The following is a 12,524-nucleotide window of genomic DNA, read 5'->3' as shown; positions in this document are numbered from 1 at the left end:
GAATCGGCGACGGCGCTGGCCAATCGGTCGCCACCTGCATCGCCAATCTCGTCGTGAAGAGGGCCACCTGCCCGTCCTGTGGTGCGCCGGCCGCCTTCCGCTCGGCGCTGTCGATCTACGTCGTCTGCGAGTTCTGCCGTAGTACGCTGCTGCGCAGCGGCGAGGACCTGCAGAACCTTGGACGGATGGCCGATCTGCTCGAAGACAGTTCGCGGCTGCAGATCGGTAGCGAGGGCACTTTCGGTGGTCGCCACTTCGTCATCGTTGGCCGCATACAGATGAAATATGACGCCGGCTTCTGGAACGAGTGGTACATCCTGTTCGATAATGGCCGTAGCGCATGGCTTGGCGACGCTGCTGGCGAGTATGTGGTCAGCGCGCAGGTGACGGTGAGCGACCCCTTGCCGGCGTTTGAGGCACTCGCGCCAGAGATGTCGCTCACTCTCGACGGGCGCCGCTTTACGGTCACCGACCTCGAGACGGCCCGCTGTATCTCCGGACAGGGCGAATTGCCGTTCCGGGTCGCCGCGGGGTACGACGTCAACACTGCCGACCTGCGCAGCAACGACCGCTTTGCAACCATCGACTACAGCGAAACGCCGCCTCTGGTCTTCGTTGGCCAGCCGACGAATTTTGCCGAACTGAAGCTTGAAAAACTCAAGGAACTCTCCGCCCCCGCTGCCGACGGAGCGCCGCAGGTCGGCGTGCGCGCCTTCAATTGTCCGCACTGTGCCGCCCCCCTGCAGATTCATTCCGCCGCCATTGAAAGCGTGGCCTGCGACACCTGTGGGTCGATCATCGGGGTCAGCAATGAGAACGTCAGCTTGCTGGCCAGGGCTGCCCAGGCGCTACGCGAAGCCCCGTGGCTGCCACTCGGTAGCCGCGGGACGCTGCACGGCGTCGACTGGGAGGTGATCGGCTTCATGCGCCGCAGCATGACCTCCGACGGTAACGATTACCCGTGGGCGGAATACCTGCTGTTCAACGCGCAGGACGGTTTCGCGTGGCTGATCGAGGATCAGGGTCACTGGAACTTCGCCCGCACGCTGGCCAACCCGCCGGCGGTCAGCCGCGGGCAGGCCAAGTTCAAGCGTGACGGGCTGGAGTTCAAGCGCTTCAACAGCGGCAAGGCAGAGGTGACCTATGTCGTCGGCGAATTCTACTGGCGAGTCGCGGTCGGTGAGCTCTGTGCGGTGGACGACTACATCTGCCCGCCGCTGATGCTGTCGCGCGAAGTGACGGTAAAGGAAGCAAGCTGGTCGCAAGCCGAGTATCTGGAGCCGGCTGATCTCGGCGCCGCCTTCGTGGTCAAGACGCCACCGCTCAAGCGCGTCGGCGTCTATGCCAACCAGCCGAACTCCTTGGCCGCAACGCACACCAATGCCTGCCGCCTGTTCTGGAAGCTGGCGCTGGCGGCGACCGTCGTGCAGTTGGCCTTTGCCTTGTTCTTCGCTGCACAAGGGTTGCTCAGGCAGCAGTTGGTACTTTCACCGCAGAACGACGAGGCGACGGTGACCAGCCAGGAGTTCGTCCTCAAGAGCCGCGCGCGTTCCCTGCTGGTGCGCCACAGCACTGACGTCAGCAACAACTGGCTGTCGCTGACCAGCACGCTGGTCGAGAAGGACAGCGGCGAGTCCTACCAGGGCGAGCAGGAAATCAGCCACTACAAAGGGGTGGACGAGGGCGAGAGCTGGTCTGAAGGGTCGCCGTCAGACGAGATGGTTTTCAAGGGCATACCGGCGGGTACCTACTATCTGGTCATCGAGTACGAACTCGGCACAGACAATGCGGCGGCGGTGGTCGACACGCTGGAGGTCGTGCGCAATCCGACGGCGTGGTCAAACTTCGTGCTCTTGCTGATCTTTCTGGCCATCTTCCCGCTACTCTCGCGTTGGCGGCGCAATGCCTTCGAAGCGCGGCGCTGGAACGAGAGCGATCTCGGCGGCAAGGAAGACTGAGCGATGATCAAGGCCAACTGGATCGTCGGCTTGCTGGCGCTGGCGCTCTTCAGCCATGCCCAGTACCAGGGCTGGAGTCTCTTCGATCGAACCGCTGCTGCGCAGACCGCGCGCGTTGCGGGCACCGCCGGCCGCGGGGCTCACAAATAGGAGAGAAGCGGGTAGGGTGCAATAAGCGAAGCGCATTGCACCGCATGCAGGTGGCGCAATACCGCTGCCAGCAGTTCTCAAGCTTTTGCTGAAGCGGCAGCCCGCGGGTGTTACTCAGCGCGACGGATCCGGCAGCCCAGACCAGATCTCGTTGAGGTCGGGAAACTTCCATTTCGCTTGAGCATGGGAGCTTCGTGGCTGATGCGCGAGGGATGCAGAGCAGCCAGTCTATACCGGCGCCAGCGAGACAGATGTGAAAAAAGGGGCCTTCTGGCCCCTTTTCAGCGATCGTCGGAGGAGCCTAAAGGCCCGCTTCAGCGCGCAGCGTCGCTGCCTTGTCGATCGCTTCCCAGGTGAACTCGGGTTCTTCGCGGCCGAAGTGGCCGTAGGCGGCGGTCTTCCGGTAGATCGGGCGCAGCAGATCGAGCGAATGGATGATGCCTTTGGGACGCAGGTCGAAGTGTCTGCCGATCAGATCGACGATGACCTCGTCGCTGACCTTGCCGGTGCCGAAGGTGTTGACCATCAGCGACACCGGTCTGGCGACGCCGATGGCGTAGGCCACCTGGACTTCACAGCGCTCGGCCAGACCGGCGGCGACGATGTTCTTGGCCACGTAACGCGCCGCATAGGCGGCCGAGCGGTCGACCTTCGACGGGTCCTTGCCCGAGAAAGCGCCGCCGCCGTGCCGGGCCGCGCCGCCGTAGGTGTCCACGATGATCTTGCGACCGGTCAGACCGCAGTCGCCGTGCGGGCCACCGACCACGAAGCGGCCGGTAGGGTTGACCAGATAGCGCGTGGCGGCGGTGAGCAGTTCCTTGGGCAGAACCGGCTTGATGATCTCTTCGATGACCGCTTCCGAGATCTGGGCGTGCGAGACATCGGGGTCGTGCTGCGTGGACACGACGATCGTGTCGATCGACACCGGTTTGCCGTCCGCATATCTGACGGTGAGCTGGCTCTTGGCATCGGGGCGCAGCCACGGCAGGCGGCCATCGCGGCGAACCTCGGCCTGGCGTTGCATGACCCGGTGTGCGTAGTGGATCGGCAGCGGCATCAGCGACGCCGTTTCGTTGCAGGCATAGCCGAACATCAGCCCCTGGTCGCCGGCGCCCTGGTCGAGGTCGAGACCCTGGCCCTCGTTGACCCCTTGCGCGATATCCGGCGACTGACGGTTGATTGCTGTCAGAATGGCGCAGCTTTTGTAGTCGAAGCCGATCTCGGAGTCGTTGTAGCCGATACGACGCACGGCGTCCTGCGCGATCTCGCGATAGTTGATGTGCGCTTTGGTGGTGATTTCACCCGAAATGACGACCAGACCCGTCGATACCAGCGTTTCGCAGGCCACCCGGGCCGGCGGGTCGTCGGCAATGATGGCGTCGAGGATGGCGTCCGAAATCTGATCGGCGACTTTGTCCGGATGGCCTTCGGAAACCGATTCCGAAGTGAAAAGGAATTCTTTGCTCACGCTGGGTCTGCTCCAAAAAAAACCCCGAAACAGCGGCGTTGCCGGCTCCGGGGTACGAGCAGACGACGCTTTAGCAGTATTTAGTGGCCGCTGAATGCGGCGCTGCCCGCCCTGCAAGTTGTCCTGATTAACTCGGCGGAGCGATAATTATAGTTTTTCTGCTGCCCAATGGTCAAACCTTCTCGCCACTGCCGCCACTGGACTCGTCTGTGATTACCCTTGCTCGTCTTTGCAGTCGTTTACCGCTGTCTTGGCTGCACCTTGTCGGTGCCTTGCTCGGCTGGCTGGCCTGGTTGCTGTCGCCGACCTACCGCCGAAACATGCGCGCCAACATGGTTCATGCCCTCGGTGAGGCCGATGCCACGCGTCTGCGGGCAGCGGCGATCGGCGAAGCCGGCAAGGGCATGCTCGAACTGCCGCGCATCTGGCTGCGGCCACTGACCGAGTCGGCGGCTCGCGTCGTCAAGGTATCCGGTTGGGAGTTGGTCGAAGCCGCTACCCGCAAGGGCAAGGGAATCCTTTACCTGACGCCGCATCTGGGTTGCTTCGAAGTCACCGCGCAGTATCTGTCGACGCAGGCGCCGATCACCGTCCTCTACCGCCCGCCGAAGCGGCGCTGGCTGCAGGAAATGATCGAAGTCGGTCGCGCCCGGGAGCAGCTTCACCTGGCGGCGGCCGATGTGTCGGGGGTGCGCAGCTTGCTCAAGGCACTCAAGCGGGGAGAAGCAGTCGGCATGCTGCCCGACCAGGCGCCCAGGGCGGGCGACGGTCGCTGGCTCGACTTCTTCGGCCGGCCGGCTTACACGATGACACTTGCCGCACGACTGGTCGACACGGGCGCCAGCGTGATCATGATCTGGGGCGAACGGCTGCCGGCTGGTGCAGGCTACCATTTTCACCTGCAGCAACCGACGCAAGCGATCAGCGGTACGATCGAGCAGCGCGCTCAGCAGATAAACCACGAGATCGAGCATCTCGTTCGCCAGTGCCCGGAGCAGTACCTCTGGGGCTACAACCGTTACAAGCGGCGCAGGGGTAGCCAAGGCAGCCAGGGCAGCGAACAAGCACCGGTCGCAGGACAGGTCAGGCAGGCATGAGATCTCTGGCGCGGCAGCGGTCACCGGGCGTTCTCTGCGTCGTTTGCGTCCCGAGCGGCGGAAGGTATTGATGCAGCTTGCTTTCTGTCTCTACAAGTATTTTCCCTTCGGCGGCCTGCAGCGCGATTTCCTGCGCCTGGCGCTGGCCTGCCAGGCGCGCGGGCACGTGGTCAGGGTCTACACCATCGAGTGGCGCGGCGAAGTTCCCGAGGGTTTTGAAGTTCTGCTGGTGCCGGTTAGCGGACTGACCAATCAGCGCCGCTATGCGAGGTTCACTGCCTGGGTCGGCAACGACCTGGCCAGACGTCCTGCCGACCGCGTCGTCGGTTTCAACAAGATGCCAGCCCTCGATATCTATTTTGCCGCTGACCCCTGCTTTGAGGACAAGGCACGCACGCAGCGCAACCGGCTCTATCGGATGACCGGGCGCTACCGCCATTTTGCGGCCTACGAGCGCGCGGTCTTCGCGCCGGACAGCCGAACCGAGATCCTGATGATTTCACCGTTGCAGCAGCCACTGTTCCAGAAGTACTACGGCACAGCGGACGAGCGCTTCCACTTGCTGCCGCCCGGAATTGCGCTCGACCGGCGTGCGCCGGCTGACGCGGCCGAGCTTCGGGCGGCTGTCCGCGCCGACTTCGGGCTGGCCGGAGGCGATCTGCTTCTGCTTCAGATCGGCTCCGGATTCAAGACCAAAGGGCTGGATCGCAGCCTGAAGGCGCTCGCCGCTCTACCGCCGGAACTGGGCTGCCGCTGTCGTCTGTTCGCCATCGGTGACGATGACCCCAAGCTTTTCCGCGCGCAGGCGCGAGCCCTCGGGCTGGCCGATCGCGTCGACATTCTGCGCGGGCGAAGCGACATCCTGCGTTTTCTGCTTGGCGCTGATCTCTTGCTGCATCCGGCGTACAACGAGAATACCGGGACGGTCCTGCTCGAAGCGCTGGTCGCCGGCTTGCCGGTGTTGACCACCGCCGTCTGTGGCTACGCGGCTTACATCAGCGACGCCGACGCCGGTAGGGTCCTGGCCGAGCCTTTCGAGCAGGCGTGTCTCGACCAGGTGCTGGCACAGATGCTGAACGATGAGCCGGCGCGCAGGCGCTGGGCCGCCAATGGCCTGGCCTATGCCGAGCAGGCCGACATCTACAGCAACGCCGAACGAGCCGCCGACGTGATCCTGGGCAACGGCCGATGATCCGCCGATGAGCCACCGATTCCTGGTTCTTGACGAACCTTTTCGCTCGCTGTGGTCGGGGAAGGACCCCTTTGTCGCCGTCGAGGCGCTCGATGGCGAGGTCTTCCGCGAGTTGGAGGGGCGCCGGACCCTGCGCACCGAAGTCGCCGGGCGCGGCTACTTCGTCAAGATCCATCGCGGCGTAGGCGGCGCCGAGATCGTCAAGAACCTTGTCTCGCTGCGCCTGCCGGTGCTCGGAGCGGAGAACGAATGGCGTGCCATCGAGCGGCTCGGCGAACTCGGTGTCGATACCCTGCGCGCCGTGGCCTTCGGCGTGCGCGGCGGCAATCCGGCGCGTCGGCGCTCGTTCATCGTCAGCGAAGAACTCGCGCCCACGGCCAGTCTTGAAGACTATTGTGGCCTTTGGTCGACGCATCGGCCGGCGCCCGCTCTGAAGCGCGCCCTGATTGGGCGCGTCGCCGAAATGGCCAGAGCCATGCACGCCGGTGGGGTCAACCATCGCGACTTCTACCTCTGCCATTTCCTGCTGCATCTCGACCCACCGCCGACACCCGATCGGCTCAGGGTGTCACTGATCGACCTTCATCGGGCCCAGGTCAGGGCCAAGACCCCGCGCCGCTGGCGTGACAAGGACCTGGCCTCCCTGTATTTTTCGGCCCTCGACATCGGCCTGACGAGCCGCGACTGGCTGCGCTTCCTGGCGGCCTATTTTGCTCTTCCGCTGCGCCTTGTCCTGCGTCAGGAGGCGGCCTTGCTGGCGCATCTGGCGAGCGAGGCGCGGCGCCTGCAAACCCGTTTCGTGCGCAAGCTTGCCGACGGTGAGATGACATGAACTGCTGGTGGTTGAGTCCACAATACGCGTCGAGCGAAGCGGCAGCGCTGTTCGCCGACATCGATCGCGTCTTTGCCCTCGACGGCGAATGGATCTCCGAAGATTCGCTGTGCCTGGTCATCCGCGTCAGCGCCGCTGGCAAGCGCTACTACGTCAAGCGCTACAGTGGTAACGGAAAGAATCCCAGCCGCCGCTGGTTTGGCTTGCGGCGCTGGTTGGGTCAGCCGCGCGTGCGCTCCGAATGGCGCAATCTGCTCGCTTTTCGCGCCTGGGGGATACCGACGGCGACGCTGGTCGCTTACGGCCTGGAGCGCCGTTTCGGGGGCTTCATGCGTGGCGCTCTGGCGACCGAAGAAATCCCCGATACCGAGGATCTGGCGCAGTTGGCCCGCGCCAACGATCCGCGTCTGCACGATCGCCGCTGGGTCGCGCAGGTCACCCAGCAGATCGCCGACATCGCGCGCACACTGCACGAAGCCGGTTTCGCGCACAATGACCTTAAGTGGCGCAACCTGCTGGTCGATGGCGGCCCCTCACCGACGGTCTATCTGATCGATTGTCCGAGCGGCACCTTCTACCGCGGCGCCGTTCTCGACTATCGGATGGTCAAGGATCTCGCCTGCCTCGACAAGTCTGCCAAACATCTGTTCTCGCGCAGCCAGCGCCTGCGCTTCTATCTCGCCTATGCGCGGCATCAGCGGGTGACTCGCGAAGACCGCAAGCGGATCGGCAAGATCATCGGCTTTTTTGATGGCCGGGAATAGGCGGATTTCGCCAGGCCGACCGGGTGGAGCTGGGAGCGCCGGGAGATCTGCTAGGGCGACGCTCGCTTGCCGATGACGCACCTCCCACTCACCGACGCCAGCGCCCTGCGCGCGGCTGGCCGCCAGCCGCGGCTGCCGTTTCGCGTGCTGTTGGCCGATGGCGGCGAACTGCTCATGCTTCGCCTGCTGCGCGTCCTGCCGGGGAAGCGGCTGGTCGGCGAGGCGGAGCTGAACGGCAGCAAGGTACTGGCCAAGCTGTTCATCGGGCAGCGCGGCGAACGGCACTGGCAGCAGGAACGCACCGGTCTCGCAGCGCTCGCTGGGGCCGGCGTGCCGACGCCAGCGCTGCTGGCCGCAACGGCGCTCGCCGGCGGCGGCTACGCGCTGATGACGGATTTCCTCGATCCGGCCGAAAGTCTCGCCGAATCGTGGGAGCGACTCGCTGGCCCCGCTCCTGGCGATGGGCAGGCGCTGGCGCTGTTGGCACCGGCGCTGACCTTGCTCGGCCGCCTGCACGCCGCCGGGCTGGTCCAGCAAGACCTGCATCTGGGCAACTTCCTGCGCCATGAAGACACCTGGTTGCTCATCGACGGCGACGCGGTGCGCGTCGTCTGTCCTGGCCAGCGGCTGCCGCTGACGCCCGCCAGCGCCAACCTGGCCATTCTGCTGGCGCAGTTGCCCGCCGCATGGGACGGTCAGGTGGCGGCCCTGCTGCCGGCTTACGCGGCCGGAGCCAGCGATTCCCTGCCTGATCTGCCGGCGCTGAGCGAGCAGATCAGGCGCGTCCGAGCATGGCGGCTGAAAGATTTTCTCGTCAAGACGCTTCGTGAGTGCACGCTGTTCGCGGTCGACCAGAGCGCCACCCGATTCCGTGCGGTGGTCCGTCGGGAAGTCGAAGCGCTGGCGGAGGTGCTGAGGTCGCGGGAGAGTGTGGACAGGGCCATCAGCGCCGGTACGATACTGAAGGACGGCGGCACCACGACGGTCGCCAGGGTCGTCATCGATGGTCGCGCGCTGCTCATCAAGCGCTACAACCTCAAGAGTCTGCGGCACGCACTGAGCCGCTTGTGGCGGCCTAGCCGGGGCTGGCATTCGTGGCGTGAAGGGCACCGGCTACGCTTTCTCGGCATCGCCACGCCGGCACCGCTGGCCTTGATCGAAGAGCGTTGCGGGCCACTGCGCCGACGGGCGTGGCTGGTCAGCGAGTTTTGTCCCGGACCGAATCTGTTGAGACATCTGTCGGCCGACCGTGTGCCGCCCGACGAAGAGGCGACGGCGATTCTCGATCTCTTTGCGGCGCTGCACCGCAACCGCATCAGCCATGGCGATCTGAAGGCGACCAATCTGCTGTGGGAGCACGGTCGGGTGGTGGTCATCGACCTCGATGGCGTTGTCCAGCATCGCTCGGCGGCAGCGCATGCGCGCGCCTGGCGCCGTGATCGCGCCAGGCTGTTGCGCAACTGGCCAACTGGGTCGGTGCTGCAGCGCTGGCTCGACGAGCGGCTGCCGGCGGGCTGAGGCGAGACTGAACGCTTGGAAGAACGCAGCCTTCGGGAGTAAATGTCGACCAGCCGCCCTTCTCGGCACACTTGATGGCAACCCCAAAGAACCCCATGAAGCGGCGGGTGTGCATTGAAACGACGGTGGCCAGCCGCGTTCCTGGTTGGTGAGGGCGATCGCAGCGGCGTACGCGGAAGACGCCATGCACGTTGCAGTAGCGGCGTCGAACGGAATGGACTTCGTGGTGACCTGAAACTTCACCCACATCAATAACGCGGCCACCGGGCACAAGATACGAGCCTGGCCCCGTTAGCCGCTTTCAACAACGCTGCCGAACGGGCACTGGGTCATTACGCGCTACATCAGCCACGGCATCCGTTTCACGGACGGCTCCCGAGCCTTTGCTCTGCTCGGCACCGTCATCGCTGCCGCCCGCAAGGGTTTGCAACTCACCTCGCTCCCCCTCATCCCGGCTGTGGCATGCCGGTGTCAAAGATTACAGTACGCGGCGAGCGCTGCCTGGTTAATGTCGTGATTTATCCATTAAAGCAATTCGATAATATTCAGGCACCGCGAAACATGAAATCGTAGTGGATTTGCGGCGCCCTGTAGCCGCTGGTGTGCTAGGGATACCTCTACAGCACTTCGCGCTTGCGTTTGGCGCGCCGAAGTATTTGCCTCAGGCTCATACCACTTGGAAAAGACCATTCATTGACGATGGAGACAATGTCGCGCATACTAGGTAAAAAAATTGCATTATTCGTGTTGGCTTATTGTCGTTCGTGCTGGGGGAGGGGGTTGGCCACTGCGTCGATCGGATCGCTGCGGGCGCTTGCTGTTCTGTTGATCGTGGGCGCGATGCATGCTGGTTTCCAGGATGCTGTTGCGTTTTCCAGTGAGGATTCCGCCAACGGAAGTGTGCAAGTTGCCTTGGTCATCGGTAACAGCAGCTACCGCACCATTCCGCTGCCAAACCCTGTCAATGATGCCCGGGATATCTCCGCCAAGCTGCGCAAACTGGGGTTTACGGTCATCGAAAGAGAGAACCTCACGAGCAAACAGGTCGGCTCCACGCTGCGCGAATTTCGTTCGCGGTTGAAGCCTGGCTCCGTTGCCCTGTTTTTCTATGCCGGCCACGGATTGCAATTGAAGGGCAGTAACTACCTGCCCGTGGTGGATGCGGAAATCGTCGGGGAAGAAGACGTTCCGATTCAGAGCATCAACGTGAGCCAAGTGCTGAATATTATGGAAGATGCGAAGACCAGGCTCAATCTGGTATTTCTCGATGCCTGTCGTAACAATCCTTTTGGCCGTAGTTTTCGCTCGACAGCGGGTGGGTTAGCCAAGGTCGATGCGCCATCGGGAACCCTCATTTCCTTTGCTACTCGTCCCGGCAATGTAGCCTCGGATGGCTCGGGCAAGAACGGCTTATATACCCAGTATTTGCTGACCTACATGGACGTTCCGGGGCAGCCCATCGAACAGATCCTGAAGCGGGTCGTGTCCGGTGTGAAATTGGAGTCCAGGGGCGAGCAGGAGCCGTGGATGGAAGGGAGCATCGACGGCGACTTCTGTTTTGGTGGATGCACGAGCGGCACCGATGCGGCTCTTGCGCCATCGCCGCCCGCGAACAATGCCGCATCGGTCGAATTGACGTTGTGGGAAAGCATCAAGACCAGCCAGTCGGCCAGCGATTATCAGGCCTATCTTGATCAGTATCCCAAGGGGCGTTTCGTGGCGCTTGCCAATTCCCGCCTGCAAGCGCTGAAACCACCCACCACCCGTCCCGTCCAGCAGGCCGCCCTGCCGGTCGAAGCTGCAGTGCGCCCAAACATCGTGCCGCCTCCGACTGGCTGCCCGTCGTGCAATTGCAGTGAGTTGATCCTAATCATGTCGATGGGGGTCGAGCCGCTGACGGATGTTCAGACCAATTTCTATAGGCAGAAATGCCGCTGAGCGATGAAGGCATCGATCACTATTTTACCCGGGGGGAAAGTAACCATGAGACTGATGCACCTGTCAACGCGACTTTTCGCGATTATCGTACTGCTCGGCGGTTGTGCCAATGCGCCGGCGCCGGCGCCAGTGGCCAAGACACCGCTCCCGCTGGATGTCGCTGTCAGGAATTTGACGGTCGATCTGTTCGGTCAATTCAGGAGCCTCCAGCCCCTGACCAGTCGCATGAGCAAGCAGTCTTTCGTGGTCGATCCGTTCATCGATGCCAATACGGCTGAAGTAAATGAAACGAGCCGCGCGATCGAGCAGTTGTTGCTGAAGGAGGTCAGGGATGGATTCCCCGATTTCGCCATCGAATCGATCACGCCGACGAGCCTTGCTGTGGCCCAGTACGTCGTCAATGGCACCCTCCGGCTCGACCGTGGCTCGGGCAACAAATATTATCGCCTGTTGTCTTCTGTGGTGGACCTCAAGTCCGGCATCGTCATTGCCAACGCCGAAGTTTGGCTGGCAAAGGAAAAGCTGAACTATGAGCCCATTGCGTCCTATCGGGACAGCCCGATGTATCTCAAGGACAAGCGGGATGAAGGCTATGTTGCCACGAGCCAGTCGCGCGCCGGCGACGTCGCCGACCGCAGGTACATGGACTCCCTGCTGACATCAGCCGAATTGTCCGAGGCCGACAAGAACTTCGATGGCGGCGATCTCAAGCGCGCGCTAACCCTCTACCAGAACGCCGAATCTCGCGCGGACGGCAAGACGATGAAAACCTACTCGGCGCTATACCAGTCCTATCGCAAGCTTGGTCATGCAAGGGAATCCGAGGATGCTTTCGCGAAACTGGTTGACGTCGGTCTGCAGACCAAGAATCTCAGCACGCGTTTTTTGTTTTCGGTAAATTCAACCGATTTCGTCAATGACCCTTCGCTGCGCACCCAGTATTCGCTGTGGCTGCGACAGATCGCCAAACGGGTGGCATCGGCCGGTGTATGCCTTAACATCGTTGGTCACAGCAGCCGCTCAGGCGGTGAGCGTTACAACGATCAGTTGTCACTGCAACGCGCTCTGGCCGTGCAGAAGACCATGTACAAGGATTTCCCGCAGGCGCCGCAGAAGACCCGCGCGTTCGGCCGGGGATTCAAAGAAAACGTCATCGGTTCCGGCAGCGACGACGCTCAGGACGCCATCGACAGGCGCGCTGAATTCCAGGTGGTCGATTGCGCTAGCTTGACATGATGCCGCGTCGCCGCGAAAACCCCGGCAAAGCTCCGCGATGAGGGACAGACCGCGATTCCCTAGTAGAACGAAATATTGCCGTATTTCGCTTCGCTACGGGCGCTTTACTGGATGAGTGGCTGCGCCTCTAGGAGCCTGTCGGACTTAAGAATCTAACAAATTGATTGTATCGATATTTTACGAATTCGCCATGAGTCGTGAATCGTTACAAATCAATACGTTAAGTTACGTTGAAGTAACTTCTCAATAAGCGCGGGCGTGTATGCAGTGGGATGGGTGGTGGAACGACGTGTTCATGCGCAGAGGACCCGTCTGAAGTGACGGTCGAGAGGATAGACCCAGACGGTTTTGATGGGCAGCAAGGCTTGGTG

10 protein-coding genes are annotated in these 12,524 nt (G+C 62.6%); 9 read left to right on the top strand and 1 reads right to left on the bottom strand.

Annotation, left to right across the window (positions count from 1 at the left end):
- The first annotated feature begins 53 nt into the window (after window positions 1-53).
- Both ACCAA_RS21080 and ACCAA_RS21075 read left to right on the top strand, forming a co-directional pair.
- Window positions 54-1,958: a DUF4178 domain-containing protein gene (locus ACCAA_RS21080; protein WP_186409214.1), complete on the top strand. Its 1,905-nt coding sequence runs from the start codon at window positions 54-56 to the stop codon at window positions 1,956-1,958.
- 3 nt (window positions 1,959-1,961) lie between these two features.
- A complete protein-coding gene (locus ACCAA_RS21075) occupies window positions 1,962-2,108 on the top strand; it encodes a hypothetical protein (RefSeq protein ID WP_186409213.1) in 147 nt (48 codons plus the stop codon).
- A 301-nt stretch (window positions 2,109-2,409) separates the two neighbouring features.
- Here the strand turns inward: ACCAA_RS21075 and metK are convergent, their stop codons facing one another.
- On the bottom strand, window positions 2,410-3,576 hold the full coding sequence (gene metK / locus ACCAA_RS21070) for a methionine adenosyltransferase (protein WP_186409212.1): 1,167 nt from the start codon (window positions 3,574-3,576) through the stop codon (window positions 2,410-2,412).
- A gap of 209 nt (window positions 3,577-3,785) precedes the next feature.
- On the opposite strand from metK, the gene ACCAA_RS21065 reads away from it, so the two are divergent.
- The 7 genes from ACCAA_RS21065 to ACCAA_RS21035 all read left to right on the top strand — a co-directional run bounded on the left by ACCAA_RS21065 (window position 3,786) and on the right by ACCAA_RS21035 (window position 12,153).
- Window positions 3,786-4,673, top strand: coding sequence for a lysophospholipid acyltransferase family protein (locus tag ACCAA_RS21065; protein ID WP_186409211.1), 888 nt, complete (start codon window positions 3,786-3,788; stop codon window positions 4,671-4,673).
- Window positions 4,674-4,743: 70 nt separating this feature from the next.
- Window positions 4,744-5,865 (top strand): glycosyltransferase family 4 protein, encoded by a 1,122-nt coding sequence (locus ACCAA_RS21060; protein WP_186409210.1) that lies wholly within the window; start codon window positions 4,744-4,746, stop codon window positions 5,863-5,865.
- A 7-nt stretch (window positions 5,866-5,872) separates the two neighbouring features.
- Window positions 5,873-6,697, top strand: coding sequence for a lipopolysaccharide core heptose(I) kinase RfaP (gene rfaP, locus ACCAA_RS21055; RefSeq protein ID WP_186409209.1), 825 nt, complete (start codon window positions 5,873-5,875; stop codon window positions 6,695-6,697).
- Window positions 6,694-7,461 (top strand): lipopolysaccharide kinase InaA family protein, encoded by a 768-nt coding sequence (locus ACCAA_RS21050; RefSeq protein WP_186409208.1) that lies wholly within the window; start codon window positions 6,694-6,696, stop codon window positions 7,459-7,461. The genes rfaP and ACCAA_RS21050 overlap by 4 nt, the downstream gene beginning before the upstream one ends.
- Window positions 7,462-7,533: 72 nt before the next feature.
- On the top strand, window positions 7,534-8,979 hold the full coding sequence (locus ACCAA_RS21045) for a lipopolysaccharide kinase InaA family protein (RefSeq protein WP_186409207.1): 1,446 nt from the start codon (window positions 7,534-7,536) through the stop codon (window positions 8,977-8,979).
- 708 nt (window positions 8,980-9,687) lie between these two features.
- Window positions 9,688-10,917 carry a caspase family protein gene (locus tag ACCAA_RS21040; protein ID WP_186409206.1) on the top strand — a complete coding sequence of 410 codons (1,230 nt, stop codon included), beginning with the start codon at window positions 9,688-9,690 and terminating at the stop codon, window positions 10,915-10,917.
- Between the two features lie 3 nt (window positions 10,918-10,920).
- A complete protein-coding gene (locus ACCAA_RS21035; protein WP_186409205.1) occupies window positions 10,921-12,153 on the top strand; it encodes an OmpA family protein in 1,233 nt (410 codons plus the stop codon).
- The last annotated feature ends 371 nt before the right edge of the window (window positions 12,154-12,524 follow it).

Origin of the sequence: Candidatus Accumulibacter aalborgensis (assembly GCF_900089955.1) — a bacterium.
In the GTDB taxonomy this organism is placed as follows: Bacteria; Pseudomonadota; Gammaproteobacteria; order Burkholderiales; family Rhodocyclaceae; genus Accumulibacter; species Accumulibacter aalborgensis.
The sequence above is the reverse complement of the archived record's forward strand: the minus strand, read 5'-3'. Positions and strand labels throughout refer to the sequence as shown.